This window comes from Colwellia sp. E2M01, from assembly GCF_018860585.1.
Classification (GTDB): Bacteria; Pseudomonadota; Gammaproteobacteria; order Enterobacterales; family Alteromonadaceae; genus Colwellia.
Genome location: NZ_JAHKPR010000022.1, coordinates 1 through 24,042 on the forward strand (window position 1 = coordinate 1; position 24,042 = coordinate 24,042).

The window sequence follows — 24,042 nt, forward strand, 5'->3', positions numbered from 1 at the left end:
TAATCAGATTGGTATAAATCAATTAACTAGTTTGTAGGGTATAAATTGCAAATAGCAGTTAAAAACAGGACAATGTTAACCATAACTACACAGATAGCATAACAATTTAATGATAGAAACAGCGAAATTACTCAATTACAAACAAATAGGCAGCAGTGAGAATATAGTACTCATTCATGGCTTATTTGGCACTTTAGAAAATTTAAATATGGTAGCTAAGCCATTGTCTGAGCAATATTGTGTGACCAGTGTTGATGTAAGAAACCATGGCGACTCATTTCATGAAAAATCTATGGAATACCCTGAATTAGCACAAGATGTAATAAATCTATTAGATCACTTAAAAATAGAGACTTGTATTTTATTAGGTCATTCAATGGGTGGAAAAATTGCTATTCAAATCGCCCTAGAGTACCCCGATCGTATTACTAAACTTATTGTTGCTGATATTGCACCCGTTAACTACCCCGCACATCACCTAAAAATTATCGAAGGTTTACAATCAATTGATTTATCAAAAGTGAGTAAGCGTAAAGACGCCGATGAACAATTAGCACCTTATGTTGATAATATTGGTGTTAGACAATTTTTATTACGTAATTTAGCCTTAAATGAACAAGGTAAGTTTGCTTTTAAATGTAGCCTTGCTGATATTAGTTTATGCTACCCGCAAATAATGGAAGGTAATAAATTACCTAGCAATAAAACACCTTACTCAGGCGAAACTTTATTTATTAAAGGTGGTGCTTCGGATTACATATTACCAGAACACAAAAATACAATCTCAGCACTTTTGCCTAATAGCAAAGCAAAGATAATTCAGGGTGCTGGCCATTGGCTACATGCAGAAAAAACTATCGCGTTTAATAAAATTGTGACTGATTTTATAAAGACACCCTAAGTGATAGTCCGCAAGTGAAAAATAAATCTTCGGAAATAAAATTCTTAATTAAGATCTAAAATTATCTATTAAAGTGACATTATTAATTTTAATCATGAGTAATTACTTTTTAGCTGAAAATGCTAATGGTATGGTTTCAATGATATGCTATAATGTCGCCAATTTTTTGGCCTCATGTTTTTGCGGCCTTGTGTAAAGAAGCTTACTAAGAATAATTAATCATTATGTTAGCAGAACATTTAGAACTTATTGAGACAATTGGTCTTAATTTATTTTTTCTTTTTATCTTTGGTTTTATTGGCCTTTCTATTCATGATGTAATGAATAAAAATGATATTCCTAAAATGGGAAAATTAGTGGTTTACTTTGTTTTATTCTTGGGCTGCGCAGGGTTTATTGCAAAAGGCATTATTCAGTTTATCTGGGAAAGTCAGGGTGTTGGATAACTGATGGCCAAAGAAATAGCAGATTTTACAACCATTGATTTATTTAACGATGAAAAACGCCCAGGTCGTCCAAAAACGAACCCTAACTCGCGTAGCGTACAAATAAAAATCAACAAACGAAATCAAGTTAAACGTGATAAAAATAAAGGTTTAAAACGCGTAGAGTTTAAAGTCCATCACAGTTTATTCGAACAACTAGAGCAATTAGCTAACGCTCAAAATGTGAGCCGTAGTGAATTGATAGAGTCGCTTTTAATTTCTTCATTAGCGACAAAAAGTAAATAATTTATTCTTTTAAAAAAGACAAATAAGGTAATATTTCATGGCAATCGTAGGTTTATTCTTCGGCAGTGATACAGGTAACACTGAAGCAATTGGTAAAATGATCCAAAAGAAACTAGGTAAGCAAATGGTTGATGTTAAAGACATCGCTAAAAGCACTAAAGAAGAAATCGCAGAATTCGATTTACTTATTTTAGGTATTCCTACTTGGTATTACGGTGAAAACCAATGTGATTGGGATGATTTTTTACCTGACTTAGAAGAAATAGATTTTACTGATAAGTTAGTTGCTATTTATGGCTTGGGCGACCAAGAAGATTATGCTGAATACTTTTGTGATGCTATGGAGCCATTACGTGACATCGTTGAAAGTAAAGGCGCTATTGTTGTTGGTAACTGGTCAACTGACGGTTACGAATTTGAAGCCTCTAAAGCACTTGTTGATGAAAATACTTTTATTGGATTATGTATTGATGAAGACAGACAAAGCGAATTAACTGAAGCGCGTGTTGATCAATGGATTGCGCAGTTAAATGATGAGATGTGCTTAGCTGAACTTGTATAATTACTAAGTAATAACCAATAAACATTAAGTTTTAGCGACACTCATTAATAATTAAAATTTAATAAAAACAAGTTATTATCAAAATTTATAAATGTTAATTTTTCAAGTAACTTTTTTAAAAATAAAAAAGTCCATTTATTGGGCTTTTTTATCTATTGAATATTAAATTTTCGTGTCAAACCTGGTAATTTTGCCAAAGAATCAAACTAAAGCTTTTCACTTCAACAATAACCTCCTATAATTTTGCATTGAATTAATTAACTACATAGAGACTTAATATGGCTGAACAAAACGAAGAACTAAAAAGAGCGGGATTAAAGATCACGCTTCCTAGAATTAAAATCCTCAGTATTCTTCAACAGCCACAAAATCAACACATCAGTGCCGAAGATGTTTATAAAATATTATTAGAGCAGCATGAAGAAATTGGTTTAGCGACTGTATACCGTGTATTAAACCAATTTGATGATGCTGGTATTGTTACCCGTCATCATTTTGAAGGTGGGAAATCTGTATTTGAATTAGCACATAAAGCACACCATGATCATTTAGTCTGTTTAAAGTGCGGTAAGGTTGTTGAGTTTGAAGACGAGGTTATTGAGCAAAGACAAAAAGATATTGCGGTTGCTCATAAAATAAAACTAACAGCACATAGTTTATACCTTTACGGTGAATGTGAAGATGAAGTTGCTTGTGAAGAGTACAGAAAATCTAATCAATAATATTATTAAATAGTCGTTAAGACTTTTACACAAGTTAAATATTAACACCAATAAAAAACGCTGTGATATAACTATCACAGCGTTTTTTTATGTCTTCTATTTACGCTTAAAAAATTTTCAAACTAGCACTAGACTTAGCTAATCTTTTGAACGGTTTACATAGTATTATTCGATTTATAATACCTATTTCATTAATTAAGTGTTCTATTTTAGACGGAGATAAAATCATTAAATACAAGGTATTTATTTATATAACTAGTTTAGATAATTACTGTTTCTTCAAGTAAGCAGCAACTAATACAATACGCGTACCATTTACTTTACCTTCAATATGCTCTGGGTTATCGGTTAAACTAATACCACGGACCATGGTGCCTTGCTTAGCAGTAAAGTTAGCGCCCTTAACTTTTAAATCTTTAATTAAAGTCACATTATCGCCGTCTTGTAATTCGGCTCCGTTACTATCACGCGTTGGTCCTTCTCGACGCTCTGCAGCTATCCCCTGCTCAGCCCATGTTTTAACTTCATCTTCTAAATAAATCATATCTAACGCATCTTGTGCCCAGCTTTCGCTAGAAAGCTTATGCAATAATCGGTAAGACATAACTTGAACTGCAGGCTCTTGATTCCACATACTGTCATTTAAACAACGCCAGTGGTTTAAATCCATTTCTATTTCGCCTTCAATTTGCGATAAACAGTGTTGGCAGACATAAATTGATTGTTGGGCGCTTAAGTCACTTGTTGGTGGGACTGGGTATACTGATAAATGTTCACTACTCGTACAAAGTTCACAACGATTATTACTACGGGTTTTCAATGCTTTTTCTGTTGCCATGTTTCTTTCCAAAAAAGGTTACTATATTAAGCTATAAAAGAATGGCGAGATTATACGCCTCTTGCTTAATTTTGTCTTATATTAATAGAAAGTTGGGCATTATTGGCAATGAAAGGTTTACACACAAAGTGCCCTAATGCAGCAACTAATTGATCATCGTAATATAAAAAAGCGATACGCTTACGCTGCCAAGGCGCAATAGCTAACTCCTGCAGTACTTTTTTTACGTTACGCGAATGTTGTCTAAAGTGTGGTTGGCATTTAGGGTTATTATGACTAAAACAAATACTCACTTTTTGCTCTGGGTTAGGTAATAAAATATTGGGTAAGAAACCCTCTTCACTTTTACTACTTCCCTCTCCTGTCAAACTAAAAACAAGCGGACTTAAATTATCAGGTAACGTTAATTTATATAATTTTCTTTCTGTAATATTGGCAAGCAACGGTATATCCGCTTTCCAAGTTGACACATCATTGAAGCTTGGTGTTAAATGCAACGCTTCTTTAAAGCGTCTAAAAAAGTGTTCACCCACTTTAATTTCAGGGGTTTTATCACTTGCAGCTTGCATTTGCTCTCTAACTTGAGCTATTTGCTCTGTACTTGGCATTAAACAATCATAATTAGGGTGTTGTGCCATAAAATAACGTATTAAATTATTAAAGCGTGCCGATGATAAAGCTTGTAATGGCTGGATATGTAAACTGTTTTCACTGGCTTTACAAATAGTTAAATCTTGTGCTGCAAGCTCATCTAATAACTCTTGCCCTGCTAAACAATGCTCGGCACTTCTGTTGATAGTGTTATTTATACTTGACCAACGTGCGCGTAAAAGCGGCATAATCTCTTGCCTGATAAAGTTACGATCAAACTTTGTATCTGTATTAGATTCATCCTCAACCCAACTGAGCTTATTTTTTTTAGCATAATTTTCAATTTGTTGACGAGAAACATTAAGCAGCGGTCTAACCAATAGGTGTTGGCCAAGTTCTGATTGAGCTGACATTGCTGATAAACCTTTTAAGCCTGCGCCACGTTTCAACGCCAATAAAAAGGTTTCACTTTGATCGTCACTATGATGCCCTGTTAGAATTATGCTTGGTTTATCACTAAGGGATTTGAGCGCATTATAACGAGCGTCTCTTGCTAATGCTTCTAATGATTGCTGTGCTTGGTTTTTAATATTAACCGACTTTACGATTAATTTTACGTTGTACTTTGCACACACTTGAATAGCAAATGTTTCCCAAGCCTTAGCATTATCACTTAAACCATGATTAACATGGCAAACGGTAATATCGTTTTTAATCAGTTTTTGCTGTTTTAATTGAACAAGAGAATGTAAAAGTACTTGTGAGTCGACACCGCCACTGTAGGCAATAATAAGCGCAATATTTCCATGTGTATGAAAAATTGGTTTGAGGGTACTATGTAGTAGGGATGAGGTAAATTTATCCATAAAAAATGCCGATACCTCTTCATTATAAATGGTTATAAAAAGAGACTATCGACAGTATATTTTCCGATATTAAAATGACTAAGACATCTTAATTAACATTTCGATTAATGTACAACTAACGTCTTAGTCAAAATCACTTAACAGTAACCGAAAGACATTAATCTATCGTAACGCTTTTCGATAAGCTCTTCTTTATCTAAGCTTTCTAATTCACTTAAGTCTTTTTTGATGGCTTGCTTAAGGAAAGCGGCCATAACGTCCATATCACGGTGTGCGCCACCTAACGGCTCTTCAACAATGCCATTAATTAAATCAAGCTCTTTAATACGCTGTGCGGTAATGCCCATAGCTGCTGCTGCTGTTGACGCTTTTTCAGCTGTTTTCCATAAAATAGAAGCACAACCTTCAGGAGATATTACCGAGTAAGTTGCATATTGCAACATGTTAACTCTGTCACCCACACCTATTGCTAAAGCGCCACCAGAGCCACCTTCACCAATAACAGTACAAACAATTGGAACAGTTAAGCGTGCCATAACTTTTAAGTTACGGGCAATAGCTTCACTTTGACCACGCTCTTCAGCACCAATACCTGGGTAAGCACCAGGAGTGTCGATAAAAGTAATAATTGGCATGTTAAAGCGTTCAGCCATTTCCATTAAGCGTAGCGCTTTACGGTAACCTTCAGGGCGAGGCATACCAAAGTTACGTTTAACTTTTTCTGCTGTTGAACGACCTTTTTGATGACCAATAACCATTACCGGTTTACCATCTAAACGCGCAGTACCACCAACAATTGCGCTATCGTCAGCATAAGCACGATCACCTGCTAATTCATCAAATTCAGTAAAAATACGCGGTAAATAATCTAATGTGTAAGGACGTTGTGGGTGACGTGCTACACGAGCGGTTTGCCAAGGATCTAAATTGGCAAATATTTTCTTAGTTTGCTCTTTATTTTTTTCACGTAACTGGCTGATTTGTTCTTCAATATCAAGATCAAGTTCTTGTCCGTTATTAACTAACTGAAGCTCTTCTATTTTTGCATCAAGTTCAGCAATAGGCTGTTCGAAGTCTAAAAAGTTTAATGACATGTTTATTTTTACCTAATAAATCTAGTTAATTTTTTAAATTAGTTTTTCACAAATTAGTTTAATCAGACTGTAGTATTTAAGCTAATTTGTGCTTATTTAAATTCCATGGCGACACGTTCTTCGCCAAGCAATGTTTTTAATTCGTAAAGTAGCGTATCAGCAGGTGTAACCCGCCATTGTACACCTAACTCAAGCATAGCTTGAGCTTCTTCGCGCTGGTAAAAAACTCTTACCGGACAGGTACCTTCTTTAAAAGGTGTTAAAACCTGCGTAAATTGATCTATAAAGTTATCTGTAATCAAGCCACTATCAACTTGAATATCGATAGAGCTAAGATAATTTTCTCGCGCGTCTGTAACCGTCATTATATCCCGAGCGGTCATCGTATTACCACCAGAATAATCATCAAAACTCACTTGTCCGCTACAAACCAAAATGGCGTCGGTTACAAGTAGCTCTGCAAAACGATCGTAATCATCAGGAAATAGCCTAATATCCATACGTGCGCTTTTATCATCTAGGGTTACTAATGCCCAACGACGCCCACGCTTATTGACGAGTACGCGAACACCAATTACTAACCCAACAGCTACCGCTTGTTTATCTCTGCCTGTTGGTTGCATGCTAACAAGGCGATTAGATGAATATTTTTTTATTTCGGTTAAATAACGGTTAATCGGATGACCCGTTAAATAAAGCCCTAATGTTTCTTTTTCGCCATCAAGCCAAACTTCTTCCGCCCAAGGTTTAGCTTCTTTAAAGCTTTGTCGAGAATCAGTTTGTTCATCATTAATGAGGCCAAAAAGATCGTTTTGTCCTAAAGATTCAGCCTTGGCATGTTGCTCTGCGGCTTTTATTGCTTCAGGTAATGTTTCAAAAAGTGCGGCTCTGTTGATGCCTTGATTTTTGGCAATACCTTTTTCAAAGTGAGGCCCTAAAGCATCCATAGCGCCAGATTTTACTAATTTTTCTAGTACCCGTTTATTGGTCTTTTTAAGGTCTAAACGCGCACAAAAATCAAATAAGTCGGTAAATGGACCGCCAGATTGCCTAGCAGCAATAATCGCTTCAATAGGGCCTTCACCAACGCCTTTTACCGCACCTATACCATAAACTATTTGGTTGTCATCATTGACGGTAAATTTATACTGGCCAGCATTAACATCGGGTGGTAATAAGTCGATTTCCATGTTGCCACACTCATCAACGAGTGTAACAATTTTTTCGGTGTTATCCATGTCCGCAGACATAACGGCCGCCATAAATGGTGCTGGGAAATGGGTTTTCATCCATAGCGTTTGATAAGATACTAAGGCATACGCGGCAGAGTGAGATTTGTTAAACCCGTAACCGGCAAATTTTTCTACTAAATCGAAAATTTTGATGGCAAGCTCACCATCAACACCACGATCTTTTGCACCCTGCTCAAAACCAGCACGTTGCTTTGCCATTTCTTCAGGCTTTTTCTTACCCATAGCACGACGAAGCATATCGGCGCCACCAAGGGAATATCCTGCGAGCACCTGGGCAATTTGCATTACTTGCTCTTGATATAAAATAATGCCGTAGGTCGGTTCAAGCACAGGTTTTAAGTCAATATGTTGCCATGTTTCATCGGGGTAACTAATAGCCTCTCGACCATGCTTACGCTCAATAAAGTTATCAACCATGCCTGATTGCAAAGGTCCCGGTCTAAATAATGCTACCAGTGCGATAATATCTTCAAAGCAATCGGGCTTTAATTTATCAATTAACGACTTCATACCGCTAGATTCTAACTGGAATACCGCGGTAGTTTGAGAAGCGAGTAACACTTTAAAACTAGCAGGATCTTCTAGGTCGATTTTGGTAATGTCAATCGGCTCTTTACCTGCCTTAAGCAACTTTTCATCGGCTATTTCAATCGCCCATTGTAAAATGGTTAATGTACGAAGTCCTAAGAAATCGAATTTAACAAGTCCCGCATCTTCAACATCGTTTTTATCAAATTGGGTTACTGGGTTTTTGCCTTCGTCATCACAATAAAGTGGTGCAAAATCAGTGATGGTGGTTGGTGAAATAACAACCCCACCAGCATGTTTACCGGCATTTCGTGTAGTACCTTCGAGGATACGACACATATCAATAAGATCTTTTACGTCACTGTCTTGTGCGTAAACTTCAGGTAATTTAGGCTCTTCTTCAAAGGCTTTAGCGAGTGTCATACCCGGTGTTGGTGGTATCAGTTTTGAAATTCTGTCAACAAAGCCGTACGGGTGCCCAAGTACTCGACCCACATCACGAATTACCGCTTTTGCCGCCATAGTACCAAAGGTTATGATTTGCGATACCGCATCACGACCATATAATTCAGCTACGTGATCAATTACTTCATCACGTCTGTCCATACAAAAATCGATATCGAAATCAGGCATGGAAACACGTTCAGGGTTTAAGAAGCGCTCGAAAAGTAAGTCGTATTCAAGAGGATCAAGATCGGTAATATCAAGCGCATAAGCAACGAGTGAGCCAGCACCTGAGCCACGCCCTGGACCTACGGGAATATTATTATCCTTACTCCATTGGATAAATTCCATTACGATCAAGAAGTAACCTGGAAATCCCATATTATTAACAACTTCTAACTCAACACGTAAACGCTCATCGTACGGCGCTCTAATTTCGGCAAAATTATCCGCATTGCGATCAAAGAGTTGATCAAGGCGTTTTTCTAAGCCTTTTTCTGATACTTTAATAAAGTAGTCATTAATTTCCAAACCTTCGGTAGGAAAGTCAGGTAGTACATATTCGCCTAGGGTTACCGTAACATTACACCGTTTAGCTATTTCAACACTGTTTGCTAGAGCTTCAGGAATATCACTGAAAAGCTCACACATTTCTTCTTCAGAACGTAAGTATTGTTCGGCGCTATAACGTTTTGGACGACGTTTATCATCAAGAGTGTAACCATCGTGTATTGCCACACGAATTTCATGTGCGTCAAAATCATCAGGAGATAAAAACATTACTTCATTGGTAGCGACCACAGGTAATTCATGTTTTTCGGCAAGCTCGACTGCTAAATGAATGTAATCTTCTTCTTCGGGACGACCGGTTCGAATTAATTCTAAAAAGAAACAACGGTCAAAGTGCTGTTTATAAAAGTTAACCATCTCGTTAACAAGATCAGTATTGCCTTTTAATAAGGCTTTACCAATATCACCTTCTCGACCACCCGAAAGTATAATCAAGCCTTCTTTAAACTCAACTAACCATGCTTTATCAATAACGGCTTTATTTTGTATGTGACCACGCAAATAAGCTTTTGAGATAAGCTCGGTGATATTTTTATAACCGACATTATCGATTGTTAATACCACAATGCGCGAGAGTTCATTACCTAACTCTTCACTTTTTACCCAAAAGTCACAACCAATAATAGGTTTAATACCTGCGCCATGAGCTGCGTGATAATATTTAACTAAACCACATAAGTTTGTTTGATCGGTAAGTGCAAGTGCCGGCATCTTTAGTTCAGACGCTTTTGCAATGATAGGTTTAACTTTATTTAATCCATCACACATTGAAAAATCACTGTGTACACGTAAATGGATAAATTTTGGTGCTACGAAAGTTTCTTCTTCCGTTGTAACTTCTTCAAGCATATTCTCACTCATGTAATGTACCTAATACACGCGCTACTGGTTTGAAGCTTTGTCGATAGCAATCTAGTACACCATGTTCAATAATCTTTTCTAGATGGAGTTTTGTTGGGTAACCTTTGTGTTTAGCAAAACCATATTCAGGATACAGTTTATCAAGGGCTATCATTTCATCGTCACGAGCTACTTTGGCAATAATTGAAGCAGCGCTTATTTCGGCTACGCGTGCGTCACCTTTAACAACTGCTTGACTAGGGATTTTGTTACTATTTTCTTCGTGATGAGTATGACTACTAATACCCTGCGCTAAAAAAGTAGGACATCTATTACCATCAACAAGAACAAAATCAGGCTCAACAGATAAACCTTCAACAGCGCGCTGCATTGCAAGCATAGTTGCGTGTAATATATTTAAGGTATCAATTTCTTGTGGGTTTGCTCTACCAATTGACCACGCTGTAGCTTTTTCTTTGATTTCAGCGGACAGTAAGGCACGTTTTTTTTCTGATAATTTTTTCGAGTCCATCAAACCCTCAATTGGATTATCGGGATCTAAAATAACTGCGGCGGTAACAACATCGCCAACTAAGGGGCCGCGCCCTACTTCATCAACACCAGCAATACAGTAAGCTATTGGGTATTCAAAATCAGGAAAGTGTTGCTCAGCTGCCATAGTATTAATTCGCCGTTTATTGATACTTATATAGTGTCTATTTTATTCGTTAACCATTTTTTGTCGGCTAAAAATAAGTACTTAGAGTTAGTCTTTTATTGCTAACACATCAAGCACTGCTTTAGCCGCCTGTTTACTCGCATCACACTTTAATTGTTTATGTATCGCGATAAAACTGTCGTTCAGCTGACTTTGATCTTGGTATAAACGCTCTTTTACCAAAGGAACAATGTTATCAGGACAAACTTCTGTTTGTAATAATTCAGGTACTAAAGTTTTATTGGTCAGTAAGTTGGGTAGTGAAAACCACTTTAATTTAATAAAGCGACGACCAAGAAAAAAGGTAACTGGACTAAATTTATAACAAATAACCATAGGGCGTTTAATTAACGCAGCTTCTAAAGTTACAGTACCCGACGCCATTAATAAACAATCACTAGCGGTCATCACCGCTTGTGTTTGATTAAGGATAACTTGCACGGCTAGATCTGGTGCTAGTTCAGCTTTTAACGCATTAAACTGCTCTACCCTTTTTTCGCTTATCATAGGCGCAACAAACACTAAGTCACTATCTTGTGCTTGTAATTGGTTGGCGCTTTCAAAAAAGTCTTGCAGGAGTCGTGATAACTCGCCACCACGACTACCTGGCATAAGCGCCAGAATTTTTTTGTCGTGTGGTAAACCTAACGTGTTTCTTGCCAATGTTTTATCACTTTCCATAGGAATGTCATCTGCAAGAGGATGGCCAACAAAAGTACAAGGAACATTATGTTTATCGTAAAAGGCTTTTTCAAAAGGTAATAATGCTAAGACCATATTGGTCGCTTTTTCTATTTTAAAAATACGTTTTTCACGCCATGCCCAAACCGAGGGGCTTACATAATGTACGGTTTTAACACCTTTATTCTTTAACTTTAATTCAAGACCAATATTAAAGTCGGGAGCATCAATACCAATAAATACATCAGGTTTATTTTCAGTGAAATACTCAACTAAGGTTTTACGAACAAAGAGTAAGCGTTTAATACGGCCAAGTACTTCAACTAAGCCCATAACCGATAATTCGTCCATGGCAAAAAGACTTTCAAACCCTAAGGCTTCCATTTTAGGGCCACCAATGCCTATAAATGTTGCATCAGGGTGAGTCTTACGTAATGACGTAATAAGGCCTGCGCCAAGTGTATCACCGGAGTGTTCTCCGACAACAATAGCAAAAACAGTTTGATTAGAGACAGGGATTATATGAGCAGTCATAAGCGATATAGATACTTAGGGTTAATGGTAAAGACAATAAAAGAGTTTTATTGTCTGTCTTAACGGAAATCTAACCGGCAAATACAGTCGGAAACTTAACGTGCTGAATTGGACTAAAGACGTTTAGTTAACGAATGATACCGCGGTTAGATTCTTTGATTGATGTGCAAAACAGCTGTAACTCTGGAGATTGCTCAGGCATTTCATCAATAACTTGTAATGCTTCTTCAACAGAAAGTCCTTGGCGGTACACAGCTTTGTATGCGCGCTTAATATTTAAAATAGTATTTTTATCAAAACCTCGACGTTTTAAGCCTTCACTATTTAAACCAAAAGGCTTTGCTGGCTGGCCTGAAGCCATAACATAGGCTGGTACATCTTTAAGAATCAAAGCATTACCCGCAATAAAACTATGTGAACCAATATGACAAAATTGATGTACTCCTACCATGCCACCGATAATAGCGTGATCGCCTACATGGACATGTCCAGCGATTGATGCATTATTTGCAAAAATACAATTATCACCAACGATACAATCGTGTGCGACATGAGTATAAGCCATAAAGAGATTGTTACTACCAATTTGAGTAAGGCTGTTGTCTTGAGTTGTACCGCGATGAACAGTACAAGACTCTCTAAAAGTATTGTTATCACCAATAACTAATTCGGTGAGTTCACCTGCATATTTTAAGTCTTGGCAATCTTCGCCTATACTTGCGAATTGGAATATTTTATTACCTTTCCCAATGCGTGTTGGACCATTAATAACCACATGTGACTTAATATCACAGTCATCACCAATAACAACGTTACTGGCAATATAAGTCCAAGGACCTATTGAAACATTTTCGCCAATAACAGCACCGGGTTCAATAATAGCTTGAGGATGAATCATAAGTAAAATCTTCTAATAGGTAAAAAATTGTAATAAATAGAGTATGGTTATTAAAGATAGATATAAGCAAATAAAATTATAATCAAAAACTATAATGCTCTACGGGCACACATAAGATCAGCACTACATACTACTTGGCCATCAACTTTTGCTTCACCATAAAACTTCCACATACCGCGGCGCTCCTTAATAAACTCTACATGTAGGTGCATAGTATCACCAGGAACTACTGGCTTTTTAAATCTAGCATTATCGATAGATGCAAAAAGGTACATTTCATTTTCTTCACGGCCATTGGTACTTTTAAAGCCTAGAATACCCGTAGCTTGTGCTAACGCTTCTAGAATAAGCACACCTGGAAAAATAGCTAATTCAGGAAAGTGACCATTAAAGATAGGCTCATTAATAGTAACATTTTTAATGGCATGTAAAGATTTGTTTGGTTCATGATCTACAACTTTATCAACCAATAACATAGGATATCTATGTGGTATTAGTGTTTTTATCTCATTGAGATCTATTGGTTTTTTAACAGTTTCCAAATGAATATTCCTTATTGGCTAGTCCTTAGTTACTACTTTCTTAATAAATAGACTAACTAAGGCTATGTTTATGTCCGAGTTAACTTTTGGATATTGCTTTATCTAGTTAATTTATTTATTAAAATTAACTAGATAAAAGAAAGTCAAAAGTGATTATCAAAGAATTTTCGGTATTTTACGCATTGACTGAATTAATAGCTAGTCATTAGTATGTAATTTTTCTAACGCTTGTACACGTTTTGTTAAGCTTTCTAAGCGTTTAACGCGGGCATTAGTTTTGTTCCATTCTTTATTCGGCACGACTGGCACGCCTGAAGAGTATACGCCTGCTTCTCTGATGTCTTTTGTCACCATCGCCATACCCGTAAATATACAATTATCGGCAATATTAATATGCCCATTAATACCAACTAAGCCAGCAATAGTACAATTTTTACCAATTACGGTACTACCAGCAATAACACTGCAGCCAGCTATGGCGGTATTTTCACCAACAATAACGTTGTGTGCTATTTGGATTTGATTATCTAAAATCACACCATCGCGAATTTCTGTATTATCAAGAGCTCCGCGGTCAATGGTAGTACTAGCACCAATTTCAACATGGTTGCCAACAATAACACTACCAAGCTGTGGTATTTTATGCCATTTATACTGGCCTTTAACAGGTGCGTAACCAAAGCCATCTGAGCCAATAACCGTGTTAGCTTGGATCAAACAGTGATGGCCAATTTCTACACGGTGATAAATAGTAATATTTGACCAAAGGGTTGTAAATTCGCCAATAATAACTTGTTGTCCAATAAAACAACCGGCGCCGATACTAACGTTATTACTAAGTTGTACACCTGATTCAATAACAGTATTTGCACCTACACTAACATTTTCACCGATAATAACATCATCTGCGATAACCGCTGTTGGGTGAATACCACAAGCGACTTTAGGCGTATTATCCAATAAGTTAGCAAGCAGGGCATACCCCATGTAGGGGTTATTCATAACCAGTGCATTAACAGGGCAAAACTCTGCCATATCTGGAGCCACAATAACAGCACTCGCTTGCGTTGAGCTTAGCTGTTGCTGATATTTACTATTCGCTAAAAAAGCGACCTGCCCTAGTGATGCTTTTGCTAAAGTAGCTAAACTACTTATCTGACAAGATTGCTCCACAGAGGCATCAAGATGTGAAGGTACGATCAGTTCAGCATCTATTTTTCTCGCTATTTCAGCTAGTGTAAATGTCATTTTATCTCTACATCCGTTTAGGGCAGTTACTGCTTGATATTAGCTATTAAATAGACTTCTATTTAATTTTACTTACTTGTTCAATAACAAGGTCAGTAATACTAGCGCTTGGCTTAGAGTAAACTACACCTTGCTGGGCTAGTACTAAATCGTAATCACCTTTAACTGCAATGCCATCTACAGTTTGACGTACTAAAGCAATTATTTTGTTAGTCTCTTGGTTCTGGCGTTCAGTCGCTTTTTGTTGTAATGCTTTACCTTTTACTTGGTAATCTTGATATAAAGATTGAACTGTTTTTTCTAGTTCTGCTTTTTCTGTTTCACTCATCAAAGAGCCATCACGTTGTAATTTTTCTGTGTAGTACTTAATATCTTTCTCAAGTTGAGTAATCGTTGCCTTTTCATCTTTAAATTCATTTTCTAAGCTTTGCATTAATGCTGCTGTTTGCGGTATCTTTTGCATTACTGCTTGAAAATCTACTACACCAATTTTTTGATCTGCCGCCATAGCTGAACTCGCTAATAAGGCACCCGTAGCTGCTACACCCATAACCATAGTTTTAATAACTTTTTTCAACACTTTTCCCCTAAATTTAATGTTCTTTAATTATATGTTGCTCGCTTTTGACAACTATTTAGATAGATGTTTCAAAAATAACAAGCTTGAATTACTACCGCATATAAACGCTCTTTTATGAATATACGTCTAAAAATATATAAATCAATACCTAATCTAAAATGTTTGACCAATATTAAAGCTAAAGAATGATAAGTCATCACCCGGCTCTTCTCTAATTGATCTAGCAAAACTAAAGATCATTGGCCCCATAGGCGATAACCACTGAAGAGATACACCTGCAGAGCTACGAAAACGTAACGCATCTGAATAATTCTGTAACTTGCTAGATTCAGAGGGTGCTAAATCTTCATAATTATCGAGATTAAATTCTGTATCCCAAACGTTACCAGCATCCCAAAATATACTGGTTCTAAGGCTATTTGAAAAACTTTCATCTAAAAATGGTGTTGGTACTATTAACTCAATACCAGCTAACGCTATAGCATTACCACCAACAGAGCTAAATGATACACTTAACGAGTCATATTGAGGGCCTAAACAACAACCTCCTGGAATAGTTTGCGGTGTTGAATAAATAGCTCTTGGGCCAATGGTGTTATTTTCAAAACCACGTAAGGTATCAGCACCACCTGCACTAAAGTTTTCCCAAAAAGGTAATAACTGATCATTACCATCAACATCCCCATAACCATTAGCATAGCCTAATTGTAGACGGGTTAATAAAGTCCACTTTTGGTTACGAGTTAACGGGAAATAGAATTTCGCATTATAATTAACCTTGAAATATTGTAAATCTGACTTAGGTGTTGTTGCTTTTAGATCAAGACGCTGTGAAGAGCCTGCAGAAGGAAAAGTACCTCGGTTTAACGTACTGCGTGAAAGACCCACACTTAAATCAACTGTTTTAAATGTTAAAGCACCATCAGGATTATTAGGATCTACATATATATCATAAAACTGCTGAATTTGTTCGTACGGACGTAGTTGTCCGATTTGGTTATATTTCCAACCAACACCAAAATTTAAACGTAAGTATTCATTAATAGGAAAACCCCAGTTAAGCCCTACACCAAAGGTTTTATTATTATATTCAACTAAGTTAGCGTTACCCGCATCATAATCTTTAAAATATATTTGACCACCTAATGATACCGCATCAACAGTAAAGTATGGGTCTGTATAAGAAATTGTTGCACTTTTTTGGTAATAGTTTTTAGCAACACTAAAACCTAATTGATTACCTGTGCCTAGAAAGTTATTTTGTTGTATACCTGCATTTATGCTTAATTTAGTTTGCGAACCATAGCCTACACCCGCGGTAAACTGTCCTGAAGATTGCTCTTTTACGGTAAAATCAACATTTACTAAGTCATCTTCACCTTCAATTTGCTTTGTTTCAAACTCAACTGACTCAAGGTAAGGTAAACGCATTAACCAAGATTTTGAAGACTCAACAACAGAGTTCGATAACCAAGCGCCTTCCATTTGTCGCATCTCACGACGATATACTTCATCTTCACTAACATGGTTACCCACAATATTAATGCGATTAACGTATACGCGCTTACCTGGGTCGATAGAGATTGATAGTTTAACGGTTTTATTTTCATCGTCGATATCAGGAATCGTTGTAACCTTTGGATAGGCGTATCCATATCGACCTAAGAATTTACTTATCACTTCTTCGGTGTAAGTGACTTCTGCACCGTTATATAGTTGATTAGGGCGTAGTGGATTAATAGCGCGAATGGTATTTTCAAACCCCGCCATTTCACCAATAAAATCAACCTCACTAATTTCGTAAGTATCACCTTCGGTAACATTTAATGCGATATATACTGACTCTTTATCCGGTGTCATTGATACTTGAGTTGAGTCAACCTTAAAACGTAAATAACCACGATTTAAATAATGACTATTAATAGTTTCCATATCGCCTTCAAGCGTTTGTTTTTGATATCTATCAGCTGCCATAAAATCCCACCAAGGTGAGTCATATGTTAGTTCAATCTTATCTAATAATTCTGAATCGGTAAAAATATCGTTACCTACGATATTTATTTGTTTAATAGCCGCAGAGTCACCTTCAACGAACTTAAATTCAATGTTAACTCGATTTCGAGGTAGATGTGTTATTTCTGCAGTAACTTTAGCGTTATATTTACCTACACTGTGATAAAAATTTTCCAAGCCCATTTCAATACTTGAAATAATGGTACGGTCAAGTGTTTCACCTACACGAATATTACTATTATCAAGACTTTCAATTAACTGTTCATCTTTAAGATCTTTGTTACCGTCAAATAATACTTCACTAATCGTTTCACGTTCTCGTACACGGTAAACTAAACGATCACCATCGCGGTAAACTCTAATACCATTAAAATGACCGGATTTATATAATGCTTTAATAGAGCGAGAAATACGAAAGTCATTAACATTGTCGCCAACATTAAATGGGATATGTGTTAATACAGCACCTAATGCAACACGTTGCAGGCCTTTAACTTCAATATCTTCTACTTTGAAGCTTTGTTCGCTCGTTTGCACTGATTGTGCTGCTTGAGCCATTTGCGCTGTTGTTCCTAATATCCCTAACAATAGGGAGAAGGCAATATTTTTCATGATCATAAATTATAAACTTCGTTACTTCTTTTTATAAAACTGTTAGCGACACATTGAAGACATCTAGATTAGTCTAACATTCGAACGACATATTAATGTACTATTTATCTTTTATACAGGAGAACTGCATCATCCTGCTATTTTATATTTAAGGCTTTCTTTACTTACGCGATTTGTATTATTTAATATTCATTATAACTTTATAATTAAAGCGCTATGTTTCTTGTGTTCTCAACCGAGTACTCTACCAAAATCGTTAAATAAACCAATAGCCATTAACGTTAACAATGCTAGTGCGCCAAACTTAAAACCACTCTCTTGTACTTTTTCGGGTACTTCTTTACCTGTAAAAAGCTCTATAAGATAATAGAGTAAGTGTCCGCCATCAAGTACTGGTAGTGGTAAAAGGTTAATTATTCCTAAATTAATACTTATTAAGGCTAAAAAGCCTAGAAAATAAACAAATCCGTGCTCTGCACTACTACCTGCACCCTGAGCAATACCAATAGGCCCGCTTAAATTTTTAACCGAAACATCACCAGTAATTAATTTACCAATCATACCAAATGTTAAACTCGTTAGGTTCCAAGTTCGTTTTGCACTTTCTGTTAAAGCATCAATAGGCCCATAACTTAATTCGATACGTTGTGACTCAGGCCAAGCATCGGCTTTAGGCGCTACACCAATATAGCCAATTGTTTTACCATTTTGCTCAATACTTTTTGGAGTAAGCGGTAACGACATTATATTACCGCCACGATTAATGGTAACTAACACTTCTTGTGCTGGGTATAGCTTTATTTCTTGGGAAAATTCAACCCAAGTATCAAGTGACTTACCATTAACACCAACAAGTACATCGCCAACTTGTAAGCCTGCTAACTTTGCAGGGCTTTCATCAGCAACAGTCGCCAGTTCATTATGTACATTAGGTCGGTATGGAGTAATACCTAAACTTGTTAATGCCGAAACTTTATCCGGTGAAAAACGCCAATCTTTGGTGTCTAATACTGAAGTAGCGATATAAAATCCATCACCCTGCTTACTTTTAATTTCAATTTCTTTATTGCCAATTTCGCCTATTAGAGCAAAGTTCACTTCTTGCCAGTCACGTGTTTTATTACCATTTATACTGACTATTTCGGCATTACTCGTTAACCCTGCTTTACTGGCTATAGAGCTTTCAGCAACATTGCCAATGACAGGCTTTACACTCGGAACCCCTATCAAAAACATTAAATATAATGCAAACAATGCAAATACGAAATTTGCGATAGGCCCTGCTGCAACAATAGCAATGCGTTGGTACAAACTTTTACTATTAAAAGTTTTATTCTTATCTTCAGGAAGAACGTCATCTACACGTTCATCCAACATTTTGACATAACCACCTAAAGGAATTAACGCCAAAACATATTCAGTACCATCTTTACCTGTTCGTTTAAAAATAGCTTTACCAAAACCAACAGAAAAACGCTCAACTTTAACGCCACTTTTTCTAGCAACCCAAAAATGACCGTACTCATGTACTGTAACTAAAATGCCAAGCGCTACGACAAACGAGGCTAAATTCCATAAAAAGTCAATCATCTTATATTTTACTCTGCCACTGCATCATTAAAAGCGACAGTAAAGTCTGCTAATAATGTTTGTGCATATATGCGCACTTGTTTATCAAGTACGATAGCGTCATTAATATTTTCTACCTCTTGTGAGACAAATTTTTTCACAGAAGTTTCATTTATTTTAAATATATCGGTAAACTTTATTTTTTCGTCTAAAAAAGCAGCAACAGCAACTTCATTAGCTGCATTTAATGCAGTACAAGCCGCTTGACCTTGTTTACAAGCTTCAATAGCCAGTTTTAGATTAGGGAATCGAGAAAAATTTACGTCTTGAAATTCAAAAGCTTGAGTATTAAAAAAGTCGAGCGGAGCAACACCTGACTCAATACGCTCTGGAAAGCTTAAGGCGTGAGCAATAGGTGTACGCATATCTGGGTTACCCATTTGTGCAATGACAGAGCCGTCTTTATACTGCACCATAGAGTGAATAGTACTTTGTGGATGTAAAACCACTTTAATGTCTTTCGCATCAACATTAAATAGCCATTTGGCTTCAATAAACTCAAGCCCTTTGTTCATCATGGTTGCTGAATCGACAGATATTTTTCGCCCCATATTCCAATTAGGGTGATTACAAGCTTGATCTGGGGTAACAGAAGATAATGTTTCAATCGGGGTATTTCTAAAAGGGCCACCAGAACCGGTTAATAAGATTTTACTAATACCGTTATCAAGTAAGTTACATTCGCCAACTTTAGTTTGTTGATTAACAGGGAGACATTGAAATATGGCGTTGTGCTCACTATCGATTGGTAAAAGCTCTGCGCCTGAGGCTTTTACAGCGCGCATAAATATAGCACCTGAGGTAACTAATGCTTCTTTATTGGCAAGTAAGACTCGCTTACCTGCATTAACAGCAGCAAGTGTTGGCATTAAACCTGCAGCGCCAACAATAGCAGCCATAACGGTATCGGTACTTGAACATTCAGCAATATCTATTAATGCTTGCTCACCAGATAAAACATTAATATTAGTTATATTAGCATTGTTAAGTTTGTTCAAAAGTAAGGCGGCGTGCTTGACAGAAACCATAACCACTTGCTGTGGCTTAAACTCAACACATTGCTCAAAGAGCACATCAACACTAGCATGGGCAGATAAACTTAAAACCTGAAATTTATCAGGATGAAGTCTTACGACATCGAGCGTATTACAACCAATAGAGCCTGTTGAACCTAAAATACAAAGTTGGCGTTTAGACACGTTATTGCCCCATTAAACTAATCAAGATACTAATGTTATAAAATATTATTACGCAAGTAATAAGTAACAAAGTGCAAAAACTGGTGCTGTTGCCGTTAGGCTATCAATTCTGTCTAAAACACCACCATGACCTGGTAATATTCTACCGCTATCTTTTATCCCTGCTTGGCGTTTAAACATACTTTCAGTGAGATCACCCAACACAGAGATTGAAGTAATAAGTAGTGTAACTAACAATGCTTTAATAAACTCTTCACCGGTCCATTGTAGTAAAAAGCCAACCAATACCGTTAATATTGCAGCACTCACAACACCACCTAAAAAGCCTTCAATAGTTTTTCCTGGGCTAACATTAGCCATTAATTTATGCTTACCAAAAGACTTACCCACAAAATAAGCCCCAACATCTGCACTCCACACTAACATAAACAAATACATTAATAGTTGCGCACCTTGAAATTCATCCAAAGTATAATTGTTGGTTCGTAGTACCATAAAGGCTACCCAAGTTGGAATTAAAGTTAACCAGCCAAAAATGGCAATAATAAGTTTATTATTCGCCCAAAAGGCGCTTGATTTAGGAAATGAGAACATTAGCAAGGCAGCTAAAAGCCACCAACCGACACTTACCCACAAGACTGAAGTAATTTCATTAGTTACACCGAAAGCAATCAACCAAGTGTTGGCGATAGGTAAAAAAGCCCATAAAAGCGCCGTTAAAGTACAGGTAGTAGCAACATAAACTAGACGTTGCGAAGTATTATTTAAGCCCATAAAACGAGCCCATTCCCAAGCACCGACAGCAATAATAGCCATCAAAAGAGTTGCAAAAGAGTTAATTGGAAAGTAAAAAATTGCTGCGATTACAGATGGTGCTAATATTAAAGCCGTTATAATTCGTTGTTTTAACAAGGGCTACCCTTTTTATTAGTAATAGACTATACGCTAGTCAGGCAAGCGCTGAGTATTTTCTCAGCTTATTTTTATTAATAAGTAAGTTGGTTATATTTATTAATTCTATGTTGTTAACTAAAGTTACTTAACTGTTTGTTGCTAATAGTAGCGACTAAATATTTTAGTATAAAAATTACGGTAATACTTAAGTTGTTTCATTTCTAGCTTGTTCGCCAGTTTTACCAAAACGACGTTCTCTTTGATCAAAGCAGTCAATTGCTTTTGTAAATTGCTCTTCGTTAAAATCTGGCCATAAGGTATCGGTAAAATACAGCTCTGCATAAGCCGCTTGCCATAAAAGAAAGTTACTAATACGGCAATCACCGCCAGTACGAATAAGTAAATCTAATGCAGGAAGTTCGGCTAAACAGGTTTCTTGATTAAGTGATTCTTCGGTAATATCTTCAATTGACATTATTCCTTGCGAAACACCTTTAACAAGATTTTTTGCTGCATTGACGATATCCCATCTACCACCATAGTTGGCGGCAACCGATAAAAACAATCCCGTATTTCCTGCAGTAAGCTGCTCTGATTTAACAATGTTTTTTTGCAGTTTTTCTGAAAAACGACTTAAATCACCGATAACTTGAAAACGAATATTGTGTTTATGTAGACGCTTAACTTCTTTAGTTAACACAAACATAAAGAGATCCATCAGTACACTAACTTCTTGTTCTGGTCGCTTCCAGTTTTCACTACTAAAAGCAAAAAGGGTCAATGCTTTGATATTTGATTTTCGCGCACTTGCTACAACAGCCCTAACAGAATCAACACCCGCTTTATGACCGGCAACTCGTCCTTTACCTTTCAGCTGTGCCCAACGACCATTACCATCCATGATGATAGCAACATGTTGAGGGATATTTTTATCTTCAGCTGGTGCAGCTATAACGTCACTGTTGCTCACTTAACTATACCCACTTGATTATTACTGTTTAGTTATTACTGCTTAATAATTACTGTTTAGTTATTACTGTTTAGTTATTAGTACAAGGCTCTAACAAAAAACGCCTGTAGCTACAAAGTAACCACATGGCGTATTGTTAAAGCATATGCTTATATTTCCATTAACTCAGCTTCTTTTTTGATAAGCACTTCGTCAACTTGTTTCACATAAACATCAGTAATTTTTTGGATTGCATCTTCTGCTTGATGATGCTCATCTTCGCTAATTTCTTTATCTTTTAATAAGCTTTTAAAGTCAGAATTAGCATCACGACGAATATTACGTATAGCAACTTTTCCGCCTTCAGCTTCACCACGTACAACTTTAACAAGGTCTTTACGACGCTCTTCTGTTAATGGAGGTAATGGAATACGAATTAATGTACCATTAGATTGTGGATTTAAACCTAAATCAGATTTTAAAATTGCTTTTTCAACAGCACCAATCATACCTTTATCAAAAACGGTAATAGAAAGGTTACGTGCATCAGGTACAGAGATATTACCCACTTGATTTAATGGTGTATCCATACCGTAATATTCAACTACAATGTTATCAAGTAATGAAGCATGAGCACGACCTGTTCTGATTTTGGTCAAGCTAGTTTTTAATGACTCAATACTTTTACCCATACGCTCTTCTGCGTCTTCAATTATTTCATCTATCACGTTAATTTTTCCTAAATCTTATACTGTTATACTGTTCAGAAGTTACTTTATCTGATTATCCATTTAAGTGGCAACTTAAGCTACAGCTTAAATTTTACACGTTATTTTTTTGTTATTACTGTACCTTCATTACTGCCCATGATCACTGATTTAAGTGCGCCCGGTTTATTCATGTTAAATACACGAATTGGCATATTGTGATCGCGCGCTAAAGTAAAGGCTGCTAAGTCCATTACTTTTAATTCTTTTTCTAATACTTCATCATAGCTTAATTCACTATAAAGCTCAGCATTAGGGTTTTTAACTGGATCTTCAGAATAGATACCATCAACTTTTGTTGCTTTAAATACGGCATCGGCTTCAATTTCTATACCGCGTAAACACGCAGCAGAATCGGTTGTAAAAAATGGGTTACCTGTGCCTGCAGAAAAAATAACAACACGACCTGATTTTAATAAACTAATCGCATTAGCCCAATTATAACGATCACAAACACCAGCAAGATCAATTGCCGACATTAAACGTGTATTAACCAAGGCACGATGAAGCGCATCACGCATTGCTAAACCATTCATTACTGTTGCAAGCATTCCCATTTGATCGCCAACAACACGGTTCATGCCTGCTTCGGCTAAACCTGCACCGCGAAATAAGTTACCTCCACCGATAACTAAACCGACTTGAATCCCCATTTCAACGAGTTCTTTTATTTCTTGAGCCATACGGTCTAATACTTTTGGATCGATACCAAAACCCTCATCACCCATTAGTGCTTCACCACTAAGTTTTAATAAAATGCGTCGATAAGCAGGTTTTGAATTGGTTGTCATAGGAAATTCCTGTCGCGGTTAAAGTAATAATATTTAGGCATAAATAT

General features: G+C 36.6%; 22 protein-coding genes. 5 read left to right on the top strand and 17 right to left on the bottom strand.

Annotated features, from left to right (window positions below):
• Positions 1–109 precede the first annotated feature (109 nt).
• The 5 genes from KO502_RS04155 to fur all read left to right on the top strand — a co-directional run bounded on the left by KO502_RS04155 (position 110) and on the right by fur (position 2,916).
• On the top strand, positions 110–901 hold the full coding sequence (locus tag KO502_RS04155) for an alpha/beta fold hydrolase (RefSeq protein ID WP_216021307.1): 792 nt from the start codon (positions 110–112) through the stop codon (positions 899–901).
• A 224-nt stretch (positions 902–1,125) separates the two neighbouring features.
• Positions 1,126–1,347, top strand: a complete 222-nt coding sequence (locus tag KO502_RS04160) for a DUF2788 domain-containing protein (RefSeq protein ID WP_216021308.1) — start codon at positions 1,126–1,128, stop codon at positions 1,345–1,347.
• Positions 1,348–1,350: 3 nt separating this feature from the next.
• Positions 1,351–1,632, top strand: coding sequence for a LexA regulated protein (gene ybfE / locus KO502_RS04165; RefSeq protein WP_216021309.1), 282 nt, complete (start codon positions 1,351–1,353; stop codon positions 1,630–1,632).
• 37 nt (positions 1,633–1,669) lie between these two features.
• Positions 1,670–2,194, top strand: coding sequence for a flavodoxin FldA (gene fldA, locus KO502_RS04170; RefSeq protein WP_216021310.1), 525 nt, complete (start codon positions 1,670–1,672; stop codon positions 2,192–2,194).
• Positions 2,195–2,472: 278 nt separating this feature from the next.
• Positions 2,473–2,916, top strand: coding sequence for a ferric iron uptake transcriptional regulator (fur, locus tag KO502_RS04175; RefSeq protein WP_216021311.1), 444 nt, complete (start codon positions 2,473–2,475; stop codon positions 2,914–2,916).
• A 268-nt stretch (positions 2,917–3,184) separates the two neighbouring features.
• On the opposite strand, the gene KO502_RS04180 is transcribed toward fur, so the two are convergent.
• From KO502_RS04180 to pyrH, 17 genes are all read right to left on the bottom strand, one after another.
• Entirely contained in the window at positions 3,185–3,754 is a 570-nt protein-coding gene (locus tag KO502_RS04180) for an alkylphosphonate utilization protein (protein ID WP_216021312.1), read from the bottom strand.
• 65 nt (positions 3,755–3,819) lie between these two features.
• A complete protein-coding gene (gene tilS / locus KO502_RS04185; protein WP_216021313.1) occupies positions 3,820–5,211 on the bottom strand; it encodes a tRNA lysidine(34) synthetase TilS in 1,392 nt (463 codons plus the stop codon).
• A gap of 137 nt (positions 5,212–5,348) precedes the next feature.
• Positions 5,349–6,305: an acetyl-CoA carboxylase carboxyl transferase subunit alpha gene (gene accA, locus KO502_RS04190; protein WP_216021314.1), complete on the bottom strand. Its 957-nt coding sequence runs from the start codon at positions 6,303–6,305 to the stop codon at positions 5,349–5,351.
• Between the two features lie 92 nt (positions 6,306–6,397).
• A complete protein-coding gene (gene dnaE / locus KO502_RS04195) occupies positions 6,398–9,961 on the bottom strand; it encodes a DNA polymerase III subunit alpha (RefSeq protein ID WP_252730504.1) in 3,564 nt (1,187 codons plus the stop codon).
• Entirely contained in the window at positions 9,954–10,619 is a 666-nt protein-coding gene (gene rnhB / locus KO502_RS04200) for a ribonuclease HII (RefSeq protein ID WP_216021315.1), read from the bottom strand. Before rnhB ends, dnaE begins: the two co-directional genes overlap by 8 nt.
• 87 nt (positions 10,620–10,706) lie before the next feature.
• Positions 10,707–11,858 carry a lipid-A-disaccharide synthase gene (lpxB, locus tag KO502_RS04205; RefSeq protein WP_216021438.1) on the bottom strand — a complete coding sequence of 384 codons (1,152 nt, stop codon included), beginning with the start codon at positions 11,856–11,858 and terminating at the stop codon, positions 10,707–10,709.
• Between the two features lie 142 nt (positions 11,859–12,000).
• Positions 12,001–12,771, bottom strand: a complete 771-nt coding sequence (gene lpxA / locus KO502_RS04210; protein WP_216021316.1) for an acyl-ACP--UDP-N-acetylglucosamine O-acyltransferase — start codon at positions 12,769–12,771, stop codon at positions 12,001–12,003.
• 89 nt (positions 12,772–12,860) lie between these two features.
• Positions 12,861–13,313, bottom strand: coding sequence for a 3-hydroxyacyl-ACP dehydratase FabZ (gene fabZ, locus KO502_RS04215; protein WP_216021317.1), 453 nt, complete (start codon positions 13,311–13,313; stop codon positions 12,861–12,863).
• A 198-nt stretch (positions 13,314–13,511) separates the two neighbouring features.
• Positions 13,512–14,561: a UDP-3-O-(3-hydroxymyristoyl)glucosamine N-acyltransferase gene (gene lpxD, locus KO502_RS04220; RefSeq protein WP_216021318.1), complete on the bottom strand. Its 1,050-nt coding sequence runs from the start codon at positions 14,559–14,561 to the stop codon at positions 13,512–13,514.
• Positions 14,562–14,619: 58 nt separating this feature from the next.
• Entirely contained in the window at positions 14,620–15,138 is a 519-nt protein-coding gene (locus tag KO502_RS04225) for an OmpH family outer membrane protein (protein WP_216021319.1), read from the bottom strand.
• A 156-nt stretch (positions 15,139–15,294) separates the two neighbouring features.
• Positions 15,295–17,772, bottom strand: a complete 2,478-nt coding sequence (gene bamA, locus KO502_RS04230; protein ID WP_216021320.1) for an outer membrane protein assembly factor BamA — start codon at positions 17,770–17,772, stop codon at positions 15,295–15,297.
• A gap of 225 nt (positions 17,773–17,997) precedes the next feature.
• The gene (gene rseP / locus KO502_RS04235; protein WP_216021321.1) at positions 17,998–19,356 is read right to left on the bottom strand and encodes a sigma E protease regulator RseP; all 1,359 of its coding nucleotides are present in this window, start codon (positions 19,354–19,356) and stop codon (positions 17,998–18,000) included.
• Between the two features lie 8 nt (positions 19,357–19,364).
• Positions 19,365–20,594, bottom strand: a complete 1,230-nt coding sequence (ispC, locus tag KO502_RS04240) for a 1-deoxy-D-xylulose-5-phosphate reductoisomerase (RefSeq protein WP_216021322.1) — start codon at positions 20,592–20,594, stop codon at positions 19,365–19,367.
• A 48-nt stretch (positions 20,595–20,642) separates the two neighbouring features.
• Positions 20,643–21,506: a phosphatidate cytidylyltransferase gene (locus tag KO502_RS04245; protein ID WP_216021323.1), complete on the bottom strand. Its 864-nt coding sequence runs from the start codon at positions 21,504–21,506 to the stop codon at positions 20,643–20,645.
• A gap of 187 nt (positions 21,507–21,693) precedes the next feature.
• Positions 21,694–22,458 carry a polyprenyl diphosphate synthase gene (gene uppS / locus KO502_RS04250; protein ID WP_216021324.1) on the bottom strand — a complete coding sequence of 255 codons (765 nt, stop codon included), beginning with the start codon at positions 22,456–22,458 and terminating at the stop codon, positions 21,694–21,696.
• A gap of 149 nt (positions 22,459–22,607) precedes the next feature.
• Entirely contained in the window at positions 22,608–23,165 is a 558-nt protein-coding gene (frr, locus tag KO502_RS04255; protein ID WP_216021325.1) for a ribosome recycling factor, read from the bottom strand.
• 101 nt (positions 23,166–23,266) lie between these two features.
• Positions 23,267–23,995 carry a UMP kinase gene (gene pyrH / locus KO502_RS04260; RefSeq protein WP_216021326.1) on the bottom strand — a complete coding sequence of 243 codons (729 nt, stop codon included), beginning with the start codon at positions 23,993–23,995 and terminating at the stop codon, positions 23,267–23,269.
• Positions 23,996–24,042: the final 47 nt, after the last annotated feature.